Here is a 19,271-nt window from a genome sequence, read left to right on the forward strand (position 1 = left end):
GAGCCGTCAGTCGGACAGCAACTGGTTTGCCTTGGTGACCACGTTGTCGAGCGCCTGCTTCGACGACTCCTTGCCCGACATCGCGAGCGCCACCTGCTGGTTGAGGAGAGTGGTCATGTCCTGGGTCCACTGCGGCGGCTGGTAGTTCACAGCCTTCTGTAGGCCCTGGTAGCTGATCACGGCCGCCTCCCCGGTGGGGGTGCCGTCGCTCTTGGAGTAGGCCGGGTCCTTGGCCGCAGCCGTCGTGCCGGGCAGGAAACCGGGGGCGAGCTTGACGAAGTTCACCTGGTTCTGGTTGTTCGTTACGTACTGGGCGAAGGCCAGAGCGAGCGGCAGGTCCTTGCTCTTTGACGACACCGAGATGCCCTGGACGTTGAGGATCGGAGCGCCGATCGACGCGGACGGGATGATCTCCTTGGCCAGGTTGGGGTTGGTCTGCTGGACCGACTGGATCTCGTTGCCCTGGCCGGTGGTCCAGGCGACCTCCTGCTTCAGGAAGGCCGCGTTGTTGCCCTGGTAGGTGTTGGCCAGCACGTCCGACGGAAGGTAGCCGTCCTTGTACGCCTCACGGTACTTGTCGAGCATCGCAGCGGCGGCCGGGGTGTTGAAGACGAACTTGGTGCTGTCGGCGTTCATCATCGGCGTGCCGCTCTGGACGATGTCGTTGAGCCAGGGCGTTCGGCTCATGAGGTAGTCCTTGCCGTGGGACCGGTCGTGCATGGTCTTGGCCTGAGCGAGGAGCTCGTCGAAAGTCGTGGGCAGCTTGTTGGGGTCGAGGCCGTCCCGGACGAGCATGGCCTTGTTCCACCAGTTCATGTCCGAGCCGAGGTACCACGGGAAGCCGTAGGTGCCTTGCCTGCCGGTGTACGAGTACGCCTTGAGGCCGTTGGCGACGTAGTCCGTTGTGAGTGTCGGCACGTTCTTGGACAGGTCGAGCAGGCCGCCGGTCTTCACGACCGAGTAGGCGATGTCCGGCGGCAGGTTGACGACGTCGGGCAGGCTGCCCCCCGTGACCTGGCTGACCACCTTCTCCGCGTATCCGTCACCGGGCTGGTCGATCCACTTGATGGTGGTACCTGGGTGGGCCGTCTGGAACGACTTGATCAGGGAGTTGAAGTACGGAGTGAATGTGGGGTTCTTTAGCGACCAGGTTTGGAAGGTGATGGTGCCCTTGATCGGTGCGTCGCTCGCCACCTGTGTGTTCGAGGCCTTGGTACCTCCTCCGCCGCCCACACCGCACCCGGTCGCGGCCACGGCCAGTACCGCCGCCCCCGCAAGGGCTGTCACGAATGACTTCCGCCTTTTCATTGGCTCCTCCTGCCGGACTGTCAGAATTCTTGAAAAGCTGAGATCACATCAGTTTTGGAGAAAAGGCCACGCGTGTAACTAAACCGCTAAAGTTAACCAAGACTATGGGCAGGTTTTTCTTGCCCTGTCAAGAGTTGTTCAGCGGCTCGGAAATTGGCTGCCCGACCGTGGTGTGGGTAGCACCGAATACCGGCGGACGCGAAAAGTCCTCGCGCCCGGCCCGGGTGCGCCGAGCTGGCCCTGCTCAAGTACCGCCTGATGCTCCGCCGACCGTCCGCGCGGGCGGAGCGGTGCTCTCCCGGGCGATCAGTTCGGGCAGCAGCGGGTCGGTGGCTTTCGCGCGACCGCCCTGGACGAGTGCGGTCAACTGCTCTGCCGCGCTTCGCCCGAGGGCGACGGTGTCCCTGGCGAGGGCGGTGAGCCAAGGGTGCACCATGCGGCAGAGCAGGGAGTCCTCCCAGGCGACGACCGAGATGTCCTCCGGGACGGACAGTCCGTGGGCGGCGAGGGCGGAGACGCCTGCTGTCGCCAGCACGTCGTTGTCGTAGATGATCGCGGTCGGTGGACGCGCCTCCTGCAGCGCGCGTCGTGTCGCTGCTGCGCCCTCGGCGTCGGAGTAGTCGGTGACCACCGAGCGGACCTCGGCCAGACCCAGGTTCGCCGCCTCCCGCCGCAGCGAGCGGATCCGGCGTGCGGTGTGCGCCAGGTCGGGGAGGCCGGCGATGTGCAGGATGCGGCGGTGGCCCAGCCCGTGCAGATGCCGGACGACGTGGGCCATCGCGGCGTCGTCGTCCGTTCGCAGGTTGGTCATCGCTTCGAAAGAATCGAGCTTTTCGGCCAGTTCGTCGGACAGGCTGCCGATCACGACGGCGGGCAGACCGAGCGAGTCCAGCAGCTCGGGCCGCGGATCGGAGGACCGCGGGTCCACCACGAGTACGCCGTCCACTCGCCGCTCGGCCCACCAGCGCTGGTACGTCGCGCACTCGGCGTCGACGTCCTCTACGACCTGGAAGAGCAGGCCGAGGTGGTGATCGGCCAAGACCTGCTGGACACCCGAGATCAGCTCGAGAAAGAACGAATCCACCCCGAGCGTGCGACCCCGTTTGGTGAGGACCAGCCCCACCGCGCCGACCGCCTCGCCGGACAGCGCCCGGGCCGCCGAGTTCGGCCGCCAGCCCAACTGCTCCGCGACGCGGCGGACGCGGGCGCGGGTCGCCTCCGAGACGCCGGGGCGGTCGTTGAGCGCGAACGAGACTGCGCTCTCGGACACGCCTGCTCGGCGGGCGATGTCCTTCATGGTGGCCTGGCGGGGCGGTGTGCGGCGGCCCTGCCCCGCTGGCGCTGACGCTCCATCCTCGGGCTGGGCCCCTCCGGACATGGCACCCCCTTCGGCTGTCTGCGGCTCCGTCGCCGAGTCTGCTAATGCGCTTGAGTTCGGTCACTGTAAAGCGCATTAGTTGACCGCGCAACCCCCCTTGGCACTCCCGTGGCTCGGCCGGACATTCGCCACGTCTCACGGAAAGGGGTTATGTTGACAAATCTCGGGGCCGCCGTGCAGGTTTGCGTGACCCATCAATCTCCCGCAAGGACGCGTCCTGAGCATGACCGCTGATCGAAGCGAACCCCCAGAGCCAGCCGGACGAGCACCCCGCTTCGGCGTCAACTACACGCCCTCTCAGGGGTGGTTCCACCACTGGCTCGACTTCGATCTCGACGCCGTGCGCCACGACCTGGACTCCGTCGCGGCGCTGGGGCTCGACCACATCCGGGTCTTCCCGCTCTGGCCGCTGTTCCAGCCCAACCGCACGTTGATCAGATCGCGCGCCGTCGAGCAGTTGCTGCTGATGGTGGACGCCGCGGCGGAACGGGGCCTCGACGTGAACGTCGACGGCCTGCAGGGACACCTGTCCAGCTTCGACTTCCAGCCCTCGTGGACGCTCACCTGGCACCGGCGCAACATGTTCACCGACCCCGAGGTGGTCGCCGGCGAGGCCGAGTACCTGAGGACGCTGGCCAGCGCTCTGGCCGACCGGCCCAACTTCCTCGGCATGACGGTCGGCAACGAGATCAACCAGTTCTCCGCAGACCCCCACCCGGACCCCGACCGCATCACCGCCTCCGACGCCGAGTCGTGGCTGCAGGTGATGCTTGCCACATGCCACGAGGGTGCGCCGGACCGCCTGCACCTGCACGCCGAATACGACGCGGCCTGGTACCTCGACGGCCATCCCTTCACCCCGGAGCACTGCTCGCGGCTCGGCGGCGCCACCGCGATCCACTCCTGGGTCTTCAACGGCACGGCCCAGAAGTACGGGACGCACTCCACGGCGACGACCCACCACGCCGCCTACCTGATCGAACTGTCCAAGGCGTTCGCCCACGACCCGCACCGACCGGTGTGGCTGCAGGAGGTGGGGGCGCCCGTTCCACACATACCGCCCTCGTACGCGGCTGACTTCGCGGAGGCGACGATCGCCGCCGCCCTCGACTGCACTGACGTGTGGGGGGTGACCTGGTGGTGCTCCCACGACGTGGACCGGCGCCTGGCCGACTTCCCCGAACTCGAGTACAGCCTGGGCCTGCTCACCAACGACCGCCAGGTCAAGGATGTCGGCCGCCGTATCGCCCAGGTCGCCGAGGCGGTCCGCGAGCAGCCCCCGCAGCCCAAGCCGCGTACCACCGCCCTGGTCGTTGGTGCCGCCGATCCCGGCGATCCGCAAGCGTCCGGCCGATCGTCGGCCTGCGCGCCCGGCGGCCCCGTCTTCGAGGCGTTCATGCGCCTCACCGACCAGGGGTTGCGGCCCACGACCGTCCTGGCGGAAAACGCCGCAGACGCCGAGCATCTCGCCGCCCGCGGCATCACCGAGATCGTCGTCCCCGCCGACGTCGCCTGAACACCCTCCACCACGCCACCCGTCACCAGGAGCCCGCCATGCACGACGACCGCAGCCTCATCGAAGGCCGCCTCAAGCGCGTCCTCGACGAACGCATCCGCCCCGCCGTCTACCCCGCGAGCGTTCCGCTGGAGGTGACCGTCTGGAACGCGCCCGGTGAGCCCGTTCCCGTCGCCGAGGGGCTCGCCGCCCCGCGTACCCCCATCGCCGTCGGCGACGCATGGGGAGCCCCCTGGGGTACCAGCTGGTTCACCGTCTCCGGCACGGTCCCCCAGGAGTGGGCGGGCAGGACCGTGGAGGCACTGCTCGACCTGGGCTTCGACGAGAACATGCCCGGGTTCCAGTGCGAGGGGCTCCTCTATCGGTCCGACGGCGAGCCGGTCAAGGGTCTGAACCCCCGCAACCAGTGGGTCCGCATCGGGTCCCCGGTAGCCGGCGGTGAGCAGGTGGTGCTGCACATCGAGGCCGCCTCCAACCCGGTGATCCTCGACTACCACCCCTTCGTGCCCACCCAGCTGGGGGACAAGGAGACGGCGGGCTCCGAGCCGCAGTACAAGCTGGCCCGGATGGACCTGGCGGTCTTCGACCGCACCGTGTGGGAACTCGTCCACGACCTGGAGGTGCTGGGCGAGCTCATGGCCGAACTCCCGGCGGACGGGGCTCGCCGCTGGGAGATCCTGCGCGCGGTCGACCACGCACTGGACGCCGTCGACCTGCAGGACGTGAACGGCACGGCCGCGCAGGCCCGCGAACGGCTGGCCGGGGTGCTGGCAGCGCCGGCTGCGCCGTCCGCACACCGGATCAGCGCCGTGGGCCACGCGCACATCGACTCCGCCTGGCTGTGGCCGCTGCGCGAGACGGTCCGCAAGGTGGCCCGCACGACGGCGAACATGACTTCGCTGCTCGAGGACGAACCGGACTTCATCTACGCCATGTCCCAGGCCCAGCAGTACGCCTGGATCAAGGAGCACCGCCCCGAGGTCTACGCACGCGTGAAGGCCGCCGTCGCGGAAGGGCGGTTCCTGCCGACCGGCGGCATGTGGGTGGAGTCGGACACCAACATGCCCGGCTCGGAGGCGATGGCCCGGCAGTTCGTGCACGGCAAGCGGTTCTTCCTCGAGGAGTTCGGCGTCGAGAACGATGAGGTCTGGCTGCCGGACACCTTCGGTTTCGCCGCGGGTCTGCCGCAGATCATCAAGGCCGCCGGATCCAAGTGGCTGCTCACCCAGAAGATCTCGTGGAGCCAGATCAACACCTTCCCGCACCACACCTTCTGGTGGGAGGGCGTCGACGGCACCCGGATCTTCACCCACTTCCCGCCGATCGACACCTACAACAGCTCGATCAAGGGCAGTGAGATCGCCCACGCCGCCCGGAACTTCAAGGACAAGGGGAGCGCCCGGCACTCGCTGGCCCCCACGGGCTGGGGCGACGGCGGTGGCGGCACCACCCGCGAGATGATCGCCAAGGCCGCCCGGCTGCGCAACCTGGAGGGCTCTGCCACGGTCCAGTGGGAGGCGCCCGCCGACTTCTTCGCCAAGGCCGAGGCGGAATACCCGCACGCCCCGGTGTGGGCGGGCGAGCTGTACCTCGAACTGCACCGCGGCACGCTCACCAGCCAGGCCAAGACCAAGCAGGGCAACCGCCGCAACGAGCACCTGCTGCGGGAGGCCGAGCTGTGGGCAGCCACCGCCGCCGTCCGCACCGGGTTCGCCTACCCGTACGAGGACCTGGACCGAATCTGGAAGACCGTGCTGCTGCACCAGTTCCACGACATCCTGCCCGGGTCGTCCATCGCCTGGGTGCACCGTGAGGCGGAGCAGACGCACGCCGCGGTGACCGAGGAGCTGAACGCCGTGATCGCCGCCGCCCAACAGACCCTCGCGGGAGACCCCGCCTCCGGCGGCGAGGTCGTCTTCAACGGCGCACCGCACACCCGCGCAGGCGTCGCGGCCGGCGGGGCGCGCCCGGCGGCACCGGCGGCCGGCAAGTGCTCCGTGATGGCACGAGCGACCGGCGGGTACATCCTGGACAACGGCCTGGTACGGATCACCGTCGACGAACGCGGACTCGTGGTGTCCGCCTTCGACCTCGAGGCCGACCGTGAGGCGATCGCGCCCGGGGAGGCGGCAAACCTCCTCCAGATCCACCCGGACTTCCCGAACATGTGGGACGCCTGGGACGTCGACCAGTTCTACCGCAACACCGTCACCGACCTGACGGACGCGGACGAGGTCACCGCGGCCGCGCAGTCCTCCGAAGCCGTCGCGGTCCGCGTCCGCCGCTCCTTCGGTTCCTCCACGGCAGTGCAGACGCTCACACTCGCAGCCGGCACGAAGCGACTGGAGATCGACACCGAGGTCGACTGGCACGAGACCGAGAAGTTCCTCAAGGCCGCCTTCCCGCTCGACATCCACACCGACCGTTACGCCGCCGAGACGCAGTTCGGCCACCTGTACCGGCCCACCCACACCAACACCAGCTGGGAGGCCGCCAAGTTCGAGGCGTGCAACCACCGGTTCGTCCACCTGGAGGAGCCCGGGTGGGGCGTGTCCCTGGTCAACGACTCCACGTACGGCCACGACGTCACCCGGACGGTGCGCACGGGCGACGAAGCGCCGGGCACCACCACGACAGTGCGCGTCTCGCTGCTGCGCGCGCCGCGGTTCCCCGACCCGCAGACCGACCACGGCATCCACCGCTTCCGCCACGCTCTGGTCGTCAACACTCGGGTGGGTGACGCGGTTCGCGAGGGCTACTGGATCAACCTGCCCGAGCGGCGGATCACCGGGGACGCCGACGTCCGGCCCCTGGTCACCGTGGACGACGACGCGGTGGTACTCAGCGCCGTCAAGCTCGCCGACGATGCGAGCGGCGACGTGGTGGTCCGGCTGTACGAATCCCACGGCGGCCGGGTCCGCACCCAGCTGGGTGCCGGCTTCGAGGTGGCCCAGGTACATGCGTGCGACCTGCTGGAGCGCCCCCTCTCGTCCCTGGAGTCGGACGGCAGCACCGTCGAACTGGCCCTGCGCCCGTTCGAGCTCGTGACCCTCCGGCTGACCCGACGCGCCTCCTGACCGGCTGCCGCACCCCCACCAAAGGAATTCGCGTGAACATCCTCACCCCCTACCGGCCTGCACAGGAGCGCTATGCGGGCATGGAGTACCGGCGCACCGGACACAGCGGTCTGCGGCTGCCGGCCGTGTCGCTCGGCCTGTGGCAGAACTTCGGTGACGACCGGCCGCTGGAGACGCAGCGTGCCATCCTGCGCCGCGCTTTCGACCTGGGCGTGACCCACTTCGACCTCGCCAACAACTACGGACCGCCCTACGGCGCGGCCGAGCGCAACTTCGGCACACTGATGGCCCAGGACTTCCGCCCCCACCGTGACGAACTGGTCATATCAACCAAAGCGGGCATGGACATGTGGCCAGGTCCCTACGGTGAGTGGAACTCCCGCAAGAGCCTGCTGGCCAGCCTCGACCAGTCCCTCCGCCGCATGGGCCTGGAGTACGTCGACATCTTCTACTCCCACCGCTTCGACCCCGACACGCCGCTGGAGGAGACAGTCGGCGCCCTCGCGTCCGCTGTCCAGCAGGGCAAGGCGCTGTACGTCGGTATCTCCTCCTACAGCAGCAAGGACACCCGCCAGGCCGCCAGGCTGCTGCGCGACATGGGCGTCCCGGCTCTGATCCACCAGCCCGCATACTCGCTGCTCAACCGCTGGGCGGAGGACGACGGACTGCTGGACAGCCTCGAGGAGGAAGGCATGGGCTGCATAGCCTTCTCCCCCCTGGCACAGGGCCTGCTGACCGACCGGTACCTCAACGGAATCCCTGTGGGCTCCCGGGCGGCCCGGGGATCCTCCCTGGGCCCCGACCAGCTCACCGACGACCTCATCGCGCGATTGCGGGCCCTTGATGCAATCGCCCGTCGCCGCGGCCAGACCCTGGCCCAACTCGCCATCTCCTGGGTCCTGCGCGACCCCCGGATGACGTCCGCACTCACCGGTGCATCCAGTGTCGCCCAGCTGGAGGCCAACCTCGCAGCCGTCAGGTCGGCGCCCCTCAGCACCGAGGAACTGGCCGAGATCGACGCCTGCCTGGGCAGGGATGCGACCTCGGCCTGACACGCCGGTAACGTCCTCCATCCGCCCAGGCCGACACGCCGATTCCTGACTCAGAAGTCCGTGACTCACCGTTCCTGAGGACTGAGCTTGAGTTGCACGGGCTCAGTCGGACGCTCCGAACGGTGTTGGGCGTCCTGGTCTCCCGCGTTCGCGCCGCGTCCGGCGACACGGATCGTGTCCGTGGTCCAAGGATGCGGGGGCGGGTTTCCTCACGCCCTGGGGTGCCGTGTCCGGCCTGGGCGGTCCGATGCTGCTGTCCATCGCTCTGGTGGGCAGAAGGCGGTGCCGTCCGTCGCCGGATGCGGTGCCCCAGGGCGCGCCTGCCGATCGCGATGCTCGCTGCATCGTGACGGGTGGTTTTCCTGCTCTTGCCGGTGAGGGGTTTCTGCCAGTGCTGGGCGCCCCATCTGCTGGTGTAGGCGGGGTCGACGGCGATGATGATGATGCCGAGTTCGGCCGCCATGCTGACGAGCCGGGCCCGCAGCTTGGATACGGGCATGCCGGAGATCACCTGCCTGAACCGCTTCTGGCGGCCGTGTTTCTCCCGGGTCTTGTCTGCGCTGAAGTCGAGGTCTTCGATCGCGATCGACAGGCCGTGGCGTTCGGCCCAGTGCAGGAGCCGGATCAGTGCATGCCGTACCTGGGCATCACGATGCATCGCGGTGCCGGGCAGGTCGTAGAAGAACCGGCGCGGTTCGCCGCATGGGTTGCCGTGCTGATCGAGGCGCCAGGCGGCGAGGTGGTTTCGTATCGACACCGATCAGGCCGCCCTTGCGGGCGTGGGACAGGGGGACGGTCTTGACCGGCGGATCGTCCACGAGGCGGTGAGGTACCAGCGGCATCGGCCTGTGTCGTAGTGGATGCGGTAGGCCACGCCCGGTTCGCCGAGACGCGGTCGGCCCATTCCTCGCGCCGGTGGTGGAAGACCACGGCTTGGGCGAGGACGTACCGGCCATGCGGGGCGTTCGCCAAGTGCGCAAGCGGGACGGGGAGCTTGATGCTCACCCTACCGCCCACGGTGACGCGGATCGTCTCGTTCCCCAACCGCTTCCCCGACTCGCCGACCGCCTGCAGAAGCCAGCGCTCAGCCTCCCAACGCCGCCGCCACGCGTGCTCGGTGAGCTGCGCCGCGCACGGCGGTGTCGGGTATTGAGCAGGCGTTTACCGCCTCGCACTACCCGGACTCGCCCCATCTCGTGATCGGTTTGCTCCCGCTCCAGTCCGTCCTCCAGCAGGCGCAGTCGCCGCGTCTTTTGGAACCACTCCTGCCGCGTGCGGTATCCGCCGGGCGCCCGCTTCGTGCCCTTCTCACCCTCCGGCAGTGACAACCGATGCGCGATCATCTTGATGCCGGCCTCAAGGCTCTGGATGTGCGCCGACCGGGTACGCCGCGCAAGCGCCCACTGATCGTGGGTGGCCTTCGTGATCGAACCGGCCCACCGCGAGGACGACTCGTCGGTCAGGGCCCGCTTGCGCTTGGCCCACGTATCCGAGGAGTGCTCCAGGCCGTCAGCGCACCGGCGTTTGAGATCCTTCGAGGCCTCGATGTGCAGCTCCTCGCACGGGAGTTACTGACATCTACGGGGTCGGCCTCTGCCGTCTCGGCGCGGTCGCACAGATGGGGCCAAGTTACCTCGGGGCTTCCGTGAGTTGCTGCCACCCTGGAGCGTAATTGCCGTGCAGGACCAGGGAGGCGGCCCCCACGGCGCCGACTGTGTCTCCGATGAGGCTGGGTTCGATTCTGACGCGGCGGACGACGCGCGCGATGGACGCGCCGTTGACTGCGGCGTCGATCTCCTCGGACAGGATGGGTTCGATTCCCTTGACGGCTTCGCCGCCGAGGATAATGCGGCCGATGTCGAGCAGGTTGACGGCGCTGCGGGAGGCTTGGCCGATCCGCCGAGCGGCCTGGCGCACGGCGTCGGTGGCGGCCGGGTCGCCCTGCCGGACGGCTTGTCGGAGCCGTGTCCAGTCGCTGTGCAGGGACTCGGGGGTGGCGGTGAGTCCGAGACGGGACACCGTTTGTTCTCCATGGCGTTGGGACAGGTCGGCGAGGATGGCGGCGGGGGAGCAGTAGGTCTCCAGGCAGCCTGTGCCGCCGCAGCTGCAGGTTCGACCTCCGGGTTCGACGACGATATGACCGAATTCGCCAGCATTGCCCGATTCGCCGTGCAGGATGGCGCTGCCCAGGCTGACGCCACCGCCGATGCCGGTGCCGATATAGATGAACAGGAAGCTGCCGGAGCGTTCCGCGCCCCCAATCCAGCGCTCACCTATGGCGGCGGCGGTGGCGTCCTTGTCCATGGCGACCGGCATGCCTGTCGCCTCCTCGAACATTTTTGCGAGCGGAACCTGACCCCAGCCGGGGAAGTTGGGTGGATCTACGATGGCGCCCCGGGCGCCGTCAATTGGGCCGGGGGTGGCGATGCCGGTCCCGAGGACTTGGGCCGGATCCACTGCGGCTTCCCTGACCAGGTCTTTCACGGTACGCGCGACCTCTTCGACCAGGTCGGCAGGGTCGACCGACCCGGTGAGCCGAATGCGACCGCTTCGCACCACCTGGCCGGCCAGATTGACCAGGGCGACCACGACGAAGTCCGGGTCGAGGTGCACGCCCACGGCGTAGGCGCCGCGCGCGCGCATCGACAGCAGGGTCCTGCGCTTGCCGCCGTCGGAGTAAGAGTGGCCCGACTCTTCGACCAGACCTTCGTTGAGGAGTCGGCGGACGACGTTGGAGATGGTCTGGGCCGTCAGTCCCGTGAGCGGGACGAGTTCGACGCGGCTGATCGGCCCGCGCGCGCGGATCGCGTCCAGGACCACCGTCTGGTTGTAGCCTCCGACCCGCGGCAGGTTCGTCCCCCCTGGAATCACTCGTCGTCTCCTCTGTCTGGGGTGACAGGTGCCGCCGGCCTGTCTGGTATGGGTTCGTGTGGCAAGGCTGGTCAGGGCCGGTGCGGAAGCGGTAAGCGGTGCAGGCGGAAGCAGGCCGTGATCGCCGACCGGCGGTGGGCGCACGTTTTGCGTCCAGGGTCAAGCGGACCGTAGCTCATCGGGGTGTCGGCCGCCAGGCATCCACCCCGGCGCACCGCTCAGGGCTTGCATACAAGTATTCAATTCAACCCCAGGTGTTGACTCTATCAATCCATTGGATTTAGCTAACCGACACCCGCCCGGCCCGACGGTCTCGGCGGTCGACGTGCGCCCGAGAGCCGTCCGCGCACGCGTTCGACGCTGTTTCCCACCCGCATCCCACCCCTTTCGGAGGATTGCAGTGCGTTCTAGGCTTCTCACAGGCGCGGCCATCGCTGTCGCCACCGCCCTGGCCGTTACGGGTTGCAGTACCTCCTCCGGGAGCAGTTCCAAGACAATCAAGGTCGTCTACAAGCAGAATCCGAACAACGGCAACAAGGTCCAGGCGAACTACCTGGCCCCGATGGTCAAGGCGTTCGAGAAGGCCAACCCGGGCACCCACGTCCAGCTGGTGCCCGTCACGGCCTCCGACAGCGACTACTTCACCAAGATCGACCTGCTGATGAAGTCCCCGGCCACGGCACCCGACCTGGTCTACGAGGACACCGCGGTCATCAACTCCGACATCGCTGCCGGCCTGCTCAAGCCGATGGACCCCTACGTCTCCACGTGGTCCGACTGGGCGCAGTTCGAGGACGTCTCCAAGGGCTCGGTCAAGGGTTTCTCGGACGGCAAGACCTACGGGGTGCCGGACGGCACCGACACCCGCGGGATCTGGTACAACAAGCAGATCTTCGCCAAAGCCGGCATATCGGTCCCGTGGCAGCCCAAGACCTGGGACGACGTGCTGGCCGCCGCGAAGCAGGTCAAGGCCAAGGTCCCCGGCGTCGCCCCGCTGAACCTCTACAGCAGCGTCGCCAGCGGCGAGGCGTCCTCCATGCAGGGCATGGAGATGCTCCTGTACGGCACGCCCGCCGCCCACAACTCCCAGTACGACTGGACCAAGAAGAAATGGATGACGGGCAGTCAGGGCTTCAAGGACGCCCTCGACTTCGTCCACAGCGTCTACGGCGGAGGCCTCGGTCCCTCGCTCCAGCAGGCGCTCGGGGCCAACTTCAGCGACACCGTCGGTACGCAACTGCTGCCCCAGGGCAAGCTCGCGATGGACATCGACGGCTCATGGATGCCGAACAACTGGCTGCCGTCCGGCGGCGCGCCGTGGAAGGACTGGAGCTCGGTGATGGGTGTGGCCCCGATGCCGACCCAACACGGCCAGGGAAGTGGCAAGATCAGCATGTCGGGCGGCTTCGCCTGGTCCATTCCCGCCAAGGCCAAGAACCCCGACCTGGCCTTCAAGTTCCTCAAGTCCATCCAGACGGAGTCCGCCGCGGCCAAGTGGGACGTCGTGAACGCCCAGATCCCGGTGCGCAAGGACGTGGCCGCCGACCCGACCTTCATCAAGGGCCTGCCGAGCAACAAGTTCTTCACCGATCTGGTCCCCGACACCTTCTACCGGCCCAGCCTGCCCGCGTACAACCAGGTCTCCACCGCCACCCAGAAGGCCATGGAGGCCGTGGCCAGCGGACAGAGCTCGGCCGAGAAGGCCGCGTCCGCGTACGACAACGAGGTCGCGGCCGCCGTCGGTAGTGGCAGCACGGTCAAGGGCTCGTGATGAGTGCGGCAACACAGGCCCCCGGCCGACGTCCCAGGACGTCGGCCGGGCAGGCCCCGGCCCTCGTGCAGAACCTGCTGCGCGGGCTACCTGTACTTCCCTCGGTCGTCCTGCTGCTGGTCTTCATGGCGGGACCCATCGCCTACTGCATCTACTACGCGTTCACGAACCTCCAGCTCACGGGCGCCTCCACCAGTCAGTTCGTGGGCCTGGACAACTTCAGCCGGGCCTTCGCGGATCCCGACTTCATCAACTCGGTCGTACTGACCGTGGTGTTTACCGTCGGATCCGCCGTCATCGGGCAGAACACGCTTGGTCTGGCCCTGGCCGTCCTGATGGAGAAGGCCTCCAAGCCGGTCAAGGCAGTGACGAACACGGTCGTCATCGCCGCCTGGGTCCTGCCCGAGGTGGTCTCCGGCTACCTGATGTACGCGTTCTTCTACGACCAGGGCACCCTCGACGCCATCCTCTCGGCTCTGCACCTGCCGCAGCAGGACTGGCTCGTCAATCTGCCGATCCTGGCCGTGTGCCTCGCCAACGTCTGGCGGGGGACGGCGTTCTCGATGATGGTGTACACCGCCGCTCTCAACGACGTCCCGCGGGAGCTGGTCGAGGCCGCCGAGATGGACGGCGCGGGCCCCTGGCAGCGGCTGCGGCTGATCACCCTGCCGGTCATCCGCCGCACCATCACGACCAACCTGATGCTGATCACGCTCCAGACCCTCTCCGTCTTCGGGCTGATCTACACCATGACCCGTGGCGGACCGGGCAACAAGAGCGAGACGTTGCCGATCTTCATGTACCGGCAGGCGTTCCAGAACAGCCTCATCGGTTACGGAACGGCCATCGCCCTTGTCCTGCTCGTGGTCGGTGCGCTGTTCTCCGCCATCTACGTCCGGATTCTCAAGCTGGAGGACTCCTGATGGCCCTGACCGACGCCCCCGGCACCCCCGGTGCCGCCTCCACGACGAAGGCGGCCGGCCGGGACACGATGCCCGTCACGATCCTGCCCGCCTCCAGCCGCGCACGCCGCTCCCGCCTCGGCCGCATCGCCGCCAACACCGTGCTGCTCGCCATCTCGCTCGTGTACGTCCTGCCGCTGCTGTGGATGGTGCTGGCATCGGTGAACGCCCACGCCACCTTCCAGCTCTCGCTGCCCTCGCCGTTCACGCTGGACAACTTCGACGCGGTGCTGAACGTGGACACCACGTTCCGGCCCATGCTCAACAGCCTTGTGCTGTGCGGCGGGGGCACCCTGCTGTGCGTGGTGTGCTCGATCCTGGCCGCCTATCCGCTGTCGCGCTACCGCTCGCGGATGCGGCGGCCGTTCCTCTACACGATTCTGTTCTCCACCGGGTTGCCGATCACGGCGGTCATGATCCCCGTGTACAGCATGTTCGTGCAGGTGAACCTCATCGACTCGATCCCGGCCACCACGCTGTTCCTGGCGGCGTCGGCGCTTCCGTTCGGCATCTGGCTGATGAAGAGCTTCATGGACGGGGTGCCGATCGTGCTGGAGGAGGCCGCCCGGATCGACGGGGCCAACACCATGCAGGTGCTGTGGCGCGTGGTGCTGCCGCTGATGTGGCCGGGCGTCACCGTGGTGACGATCTTCACCTTCATCGGGATGTGGGGCAACTTCTTCGTCCCCTTCGCACTGCTGCTGTCCCCCGAGAAGCTCCCGGCGTCGATCAGCGTCTTCACTTTCCTCAGTTCCCACTCCTCGAGCCAGTACGGGCAGTTGTCCGCCTTCTCGATCCTCTACTGCATTCCTGTCGTGATGCTCTACCTGCTGCTCGCCCGCAAGCTCGGCGGCGGGTTCGCACTCGGCGGAGCCCTCAAGGGCTGATGAGCCGGACCGAGTTCGTTCTGCTCCCGGTCGGTGAGCACGACCAGAACGAGGGGGCCATCAGTCTTTGCCGCGAGGTGATCCAGGACCAGTTCGTGCACGGCCAGCGGTGACGGCGCGGGTCGAACTCGCCGCGCGCCCGAGCGGCCGGATTCCCGCTGAGCAGCGCGTACAGCACTGCCATGAAGTGCGACTTACCAGATGAACGGAGCATGACCTTGCATGACGAGCGTGAAGTCACAGAGCGGCGCGTCGACCGGGTGCTGAACCAGCGCATCCGGCCCGCGGTCCACGCCCGGTCCGTCGCGCTCGACGTCGGAGTGTGGGACGTACCCGGCGAACCGGTCCCGGTCGAAATCGGTCTGGCGGCGACCTACCGGCCCACGCGGATCGGTGAGCCGTGGGGACCCGCGTGGGCCACCCGATGGTTCAAGGTCAGCGGCACCGTTCCCGAGGAGTGGGCCGGACGAACCGTCGAGGCGATCCTGGACCTCGGCTTCGACACCATCTCGCCGGGAATGTCCGCCGAAGGGCTCATCTACCGGCCGGACGGCAGCGCGGTCAAGGCACTCAACCCTCGCAACACGCACGTGCCGATCGCCGCGCCCGCGGCCGGCGGCGAGACGTTCACGTACTTCATCGAGGCCGCCGCCAACCCGCTCATCCTGCCGCCCTGGGGCAACGAGTTCCTCCCCACGCGGGCCGGGGACCGGGCGGCCTGGCTCCTCGACGAGAACGCCCCGACCGGTGAACCCCAGTACGTGCTCAGCCGGATGGACCTCGTCGTCTTCGACGAGGAGGTGTGGGAGCTCGTGCAGGACATAGAGGTCCTGTCCCAGCTGATGCGTGAGCTGCCGCTGGAGTCCCCGCGGCGCTGGCAGATCCTCAAGGCCCTCGACCGCGCGATGGACGTCGTCGACCTGCAGGACATCAGCGGCAGCGCCACCGCCGCCCGCCGGGTTCTGGTCCCGGCTCTGGCCGCGCCCGCGCACGCCAGTGCGCACCGCGTCTCGGCGATCGGACACGCCCACATCGACACCGCGTGGCTGTGGCCCCTGCGCGAGACCGTCCGCAAGGTCGCCCGTACGGTCTCCAACGTCACGGCGCTGATGGACGACCACCCGGAATTCCGCTTCGTGATGTCCCAGGCCCAGCAACTGGCCTGGCTGAAGGAGTCCCGCCCCGAGGTGTATGCCCGAGCGGTGGAGAAGGCCAAAACGGGGCAGTTCCTGCCCACCGGCAGCCTGTGGGTGGAGCCCGACACCAACATCACCGGCGGTGAGTCGCTCGCCCGCCAGTTCGTGCACGCCAAGCGCTTCTACCTCGACGAGTTCGGCGTCGAGACCGAGGAGATGTGGCTGCCCGACACCTTCGGCTACAACGCGGCGCTGCCGCAGTTGATGAAGCTCGCGGGTGTCCGCTGGTTCCTCACCCAGAAGATCTCCTGGAACACCACCAACAAGTTCCCGCACCACACCTTCTGGTGGGAGGGCATCGACGGCACGCGCATCTTCAGCCACTTCCCGTCCGTCGACACGTACAACAGCGAACTGTCCGGTGCGGAAATCGCCCACACCGTCCGCAACTTCCAGGACAAGGGCGCCGCGAACCGCTCCATGATCCCCTTCGGCTACGGGGACGGCGGTGGCGGCCCCACCCGGGAGATGCTGGCGCGTGCCGCCCGGCTCGCCGACCTGGAGGGCTCTGCCCGGATCGCCATCGAGAAGCCGGCCGACTTCTTCACCCAGGCCCATGCCGAATACCCCGACGCGCCGGTCTGGGTCGGCGAGCTCTACCTGGAATTCCATCGAGGCACCCTGACGAGCCAGCTCGGCACCAAGCAGGGCAACCGGCGCAGTGAGCATCTGCTGCGGGAGGCAGAGCTGTGGGCCGCGACCGCCGCGGTGCGCAGTGGGGCACCGTACCCGTACGAGGCCCTGGACCGGCTGTGGAAGATCGTGCTGACGCACCAGTTCCACGACATCCTGCCGGGCTCCTCCATCGCCTGGGTCCACCAGGAGGCCGAGCAGACCTACGCCGAGGTCACCGAAGAGCTGAACGGGCTGATCGACACGGCCCAGCGTGCCCTGGCCGGGCCCGCCTCCGACGACAGCGTGGTGGTGTTCAACGGCGCACCGCACGCCCGCGGCGGCATCGCCGCGTTCGCAGCCGCGCCCCGGGAGGCCGCCGCGGACACCGACGCGGTCGCTCCCTCGGCCGGCGAGGGCGCCGGCTTCGTCCTGGACAACGGCCTGGTGCGCATCGCGATCGACGCCCGCGGCCTGGTGACCTCCGCCTACGACCTCGTCGCCGAGCGGGAGGCCCTCGCACCCGGGAGCGTCGCGAACCTGCTCCAATTGCACCAGGACTTCCCCAATCAGTACGACGCCTGGGACATCGAAGCCTTCTACCGCAATTCGGTGCGCGACCTGACGGACGCGGACGAGGTGTACAGCACCGGCTCGGCCGTGCACGTCGTACGGACCTTCGGAGCCTCACGTGTCGAGCAGCGGCTCAGCCTGCGCGCCGGTGCCCGCCGCCTGGACATCGACACGCGCATCGACTGGCACGAGACGGAGAAGCTGCTCAAGGCCGCCTTCCCGCTCGATGTGCGCGCCGACCACTCCAGCGCCGAGATCCCCTTCGGCCATGTCCAGCGGCCCACGCACACCAACACCAGTTGGGACGCGGCCAAGTTCGAGATCTGCGCCCACCGCTTCCTGCACGTCGGTGAACGCGGCTGGGGAGCGGCCTTGGTCAACGATTCGACGTACGGCCATGACGTGACCCGCGACATGCGTGCCGACGGCGGTACCACCACCACCGTCCGGCTGTCGCTGGTGCGTGCGGCGCGCTTCCCCGACCCCGAGGCCGACCAGGGCAGTCACCGGCTGCGGTACGCGTTCGTGATCGGCTCGGACATCGCCGACGCGGTGCGCGAGGGCTACCACCTCAACCTGCCCGAGCGGACCCTCCCCGGCACCGCACAGGTCGCTCCGCTGGTCTCCGTGGACAACGAGGCGGTCGTGATCGAGGCGGTCAAGCTCGCCGACGACCTCTCGGGCGATGTCGTCGTCCGGATCTACGAAGCCCACGGCGGTCGTGCCCGGGCACGGCTGGTCACCGGGTTCGAGCTGGAATCGGCCATCTCCACGGACCTGCTGGAACGCCCGCTGGACGAGCCCGGAGCCTACGAAGTCACAGGCGAGGGGATCCAGTTGGCGCTACGTCCGTTCCAGATCGTCACCTTGCGGCTGAGCGTACGAGGATTGCGGTGAAGCCCACCCTGGTGGCCGGGATCGACATCGGCGGCACCAAGATCGCGGCAGGGATCACGGACATGGCGGGCGCCCTTCTCTTCGGCGCCCGCCGCCCCACCCCGGCCGGCGAGGATGCCGCCCTCGTGATGGCCGCTCTGGGTGAGGTGATCGGTGAACTCGCGGCCCGCCCAGAATGGGCGGCGGTCCGGGCCGTCGGCATCGGCAGCGCCGGACCGCTCGACGGGTCGCGGGGCACGGTGAGTCCCATCAACATTCCCGCCTGGCGTGACTTCCCGCTCGTTGAAGGAGTGCGGGCGCTGGTCGACGATCGTCCAGTCGGCCTCGTCGGTGACGGTGCGGCCATGGCCTCAGGCGAGCACTGGCGCGGTGCCGCCGCCGGGGCTCAGGACGCGGTCTGCCTCGTAGTCTCCACGGGCGTCGGCGGCGGCCTGATCCTCGGCGGCTCCCTGTGCGCCGGGCCCACCGGCAACGCCGGACACCTTGGCCACATCATCGCCGAGCCTGACGGCGAGCAATGCCCCTGCGGGGCCAGGGGGTGTGTGGAGACGGCGGCCGCGGGGCCGGCGATCCTGGCGTGGGCGCTGCGTCACGGCTGGCGCCCCCATGATTCGGGGGCTACGACCACGGCGGCGGTTGCCGAAGCCGCACGCGCGGGTGACCCCATCGCCCTCGCAGCCTTCGACCGCGCCGCCAGAGCCGTTGCGGTCGCCGTCGGTGCCGTCGCCAACCTCACCGAGGCCCGGCTCGCCGTCATCGGCGGTGGTGTGGCCCACGCCGGTGACGTCCTGTTCCGCCCGCTCCGCTCGCACATCGACAGGGTCACGCGTCTCAGCTTCGTCCGCGGCGTCACCGTCCGCCCGGCAGCTCTGGGCGAGCAGGCCGGCATCATAGGTGCTGCAGCCCTGGCCCGCGATCTTTAGGGAGACCAGAGCTACGCTCCCCCCAGGCGGTGGCGCCCAGGTTCCGGATACGCCGGGTGGAATGCACAATCACCGCGAAGACGCACCGGCGCGCCCAAGTCAGGGTACGGGTCTCGAACAGATCGCAGCCAAGCAGCGCCTCGGCGTGACCGCGCAGGAAGTTGGCCCAAGTGGTGCTTAGGTTCCGGCGCGGGTGGGATGCCGCGCTCGCGGAGGATCTCCCAGACGGTTGAGACACCCCATGTCGT

General features: G+C 68.4%; 11 protein-coding genes and 2 pseudogenes. 8 read left to right on the forward strand and 5 right to left on the reverse strand.

Translation table 11 applies throughout. From position 1 onward, the window contains the following. Positions 1-6: 6 nt before the first annotated feature. Positions 7-1,287 carry an ABC transporter substrate-binding protein gene (locus ACQEXA_RS49850; protein ID WP_432923548.1) on the reverse strand — a complete coding sequence of 427 codons (1,281 nt, stop codon included), beginning with the start codon at positions 1,285-1,287 and terminating at the stop codon, positions 7-9. Between the two features lie 265 nt (positions 1,288-1,552). Next, the gene (locus ACQEXA_RS49855; protein ID WP_432923546.1) at positions 1,553-2,686 is read right to left on the reverse strand and encodes a LacI family DNA-binding transcriptional regulator; all 1,134 of its coding nucleotides are present in this window, start codon (positions 2,684-2,686) and stop codon (positions 1,553-1,555) included. Between the two features lie 223 nt (positions 2,687-2,909). Here ACQEXA_RS49855 and ACQEXA_RS49860 point away from each other — a divergent pair, with 223 nt between their 5' ends. Genes ACQEXA_RS49860 through mgrA form a run of 3 tightly spaced genes read left to right on the forward strand, consistent with a single transcriptional unit; the run spans position 2,910 to position 8,331 of the window. Further along, entirely contained in the window at positions 2,910-4,202 is a 1,293-nt protein-coding gene (locus tag ACQEXA_RS49860; protein WP_432923544.1) for a glycoside hydrolase 5 family protein, read from the forward strand. 38 nt (positions 4,203-4,240) lie between these two features. Continuing rightward, positions 4,241-7,279: an alpha-mannosidase gene (locus ACQEXA_RS49865; RefSeq protein WP_432923542.1), complete on the forward strand. Its 3,039-nt coding sequence runs from the start codon at positions 4,241-4,243 to the stop codon at positions 7,277-7,279. A 32-nt stretch (positions 7,280-7,311) separates the two neighbouring features. Further along, complete coding sequence (gene mgrA, locus ACQEXA_RS49870) at positions 7,312-8,331, forward strand: L-glyceraldehyde 3-phosphate reductase (RefSeq protein ID WP_432923540.1); 1,020 nt, start codon at positions 7,312-7,314, stop codon at positions 8,329-8,331. A 106-nt stretch (positions 8,332-8,437) separates the two neighbouring features. Here the strand turns inward: mgrA and ACQEXA_RS49875 are convergent. Together ACQEXA_RS49875 and ACQEXA_RS49880 are read right to left on the reverse strand one after the other, a co-directional pair. After that, positions 8,438-9,872 (reverse strand): annotated as a pseudogene (locus tag ACQEXA_RS49875) (IS200/IS605 family accessory protein TnpB-related protein); the annotation flags it as partial. A gap of 88 nt (positions 9,873-9,960) precedes the next feature. Beyond that, positions 9,961-11,151: an ROK family transcriptional regulator gene (locus ACQEXA_RS49880; protein ID WP_432923538.1), complete on the reverse strand. Its 1,191-nt coding sequence runs from the start codon at positions 11,149-11,151 to the stop codon at positions 9,961-9,963. A 451-nt stretch (positions 11,152-11,602) separates the two neighbouring features. Here ACQEXA_RS49880 and ACQEXA_RS49885 point away from each other — a divergent pair, with 451 nt between their 5' ends. The 5 genes from ACQEXA_RS49885 (at position 11,603) to ACQEXA_RS49905 (ending at position 19,023) form a co-directional block, all read left to right on the forward strand. After that, entirely contained in the window at positions 11,603-12,973 is a 1,371-nt protein-coding gene (locus ACQEXA_RS49885; RefSeq protein WP_433133200.1) for an extracellular solute-binding protein, read from the forward strand. After that, on the forward strand, positions 12,973-13,896 hold the full coding sequence (locus ACQEXA_RS49890) for a carbohydrate ABC transporter permease (protein ID WP_433133202.1): 924 nt from the start codon (positions 12,973-12,975) through the stop codon (positions 13,894-13,896). Before ACQEXA_RS49885 ends, ACQEXA_RS49890 begins: the two co-directional genes overlap by 1 nt. Continuing rightward, positions 13,896-14,822 (forward strand): carbohydrate ABC transporter permease, encoded by a 927-nt coding sequence (locus ACQEXA_RS49895; RefSeq protein ID WP_433129651.1) that lies wholly within the window; start codon positions 13,896-13,898, stop codon positions 14,820-14,822. Before ACQEXA_RS49890 ends, ACQEXA_RS49895 begins: the two co-directional genes overlap by 1 nt. A 218-nt stretch (positions 14,823-15,040) precedes the next feature. Beyond that, the gene (locus ACQEXA_RS49900; protein WP_432934958.1) at positions 15,041-18,100 is read left to right on the forward strand and encodes an alpha-mannosidase; all 3,060 of its coding nucleotides are present in this window, start codon (positions 15,041-15,043) and stop codon (positions 18,098-18,100) included. Then, positions 18,097-19,023, forward strand: a complete 927-nt coding sequence (locus tag ACQEXA_RS49905; RefSeq protein WP_432923530.1) for an ROK family protein — start codon at positions 18,097-18,099, stop codon at positions 19,021-19,023. Before ACQEXA_RS49900 ends, ACQEXA_RS49905 begins: the two co-directional genes overlap by 4 nt. A gap of 25 nt (positions 19,024-19,048) precedes the next feature. On the opposite strand, the pseudogene ACQEXA_RS49910 reads toward ACQEXA_RS49905, so the two are convergent. Continuing rightward, positions 19,049-19,256, reverse strand: a pseudogene (locus ACQEXA_RS49910) (integrase); the annotation flags it as partial. Between the last annotated feature and the right edge of the window lie 15 nt (positions 19,257-19,271).

This window comes from Streptomyces sp. CA-106110, assembly GCF_050936285.1.
Lineage (GTDB): Bacteria > Actinomycetota > Actinomycetes > Streptomycetales > Streptomycetaceae > Streptomyces.

Bases quoted from the DNA above. Each gene is read 5' to 3' on its own strand.
- ACQEXA_RS49860 (WP_432923544.1), top strand. From the start codon at position 2,910: ATGACCGCTGATCGAAGCGAACCCCCAGAGCCAGCCGGACGAGCACCC.
- ACQEXA_RS49865 (WP_432923542.1), top strand. From the start codon at position 4,241: ATGCACGACGACCGCAGCCTCATCGAAGGCCGCCTCAAGCGCGTCCTC.
- ACQEXA_RS49895 (WP_433129651.1), top strand. From the start codon at position 13,896: ATGGCCCTGACCGACGCCCCCGGCACCCCCGGTGCCGCCTCCACGACG.
- ACQEXA_RS49890 (WP_433133202.1), top strand. From the start codon at position 12,973: ATGAGTGCGGCAACACAGGCCCCCGGCCGACGTCCCAGGACGTCGGCC.
- ACQEXA_RS49855 (WP_432923546.1), bottom strand. From the start codon at position 2,686: ATGTCCGGAGGGGCCCAGCCCGAGGATGGAGCGTCAGCGCCAGCGGGG.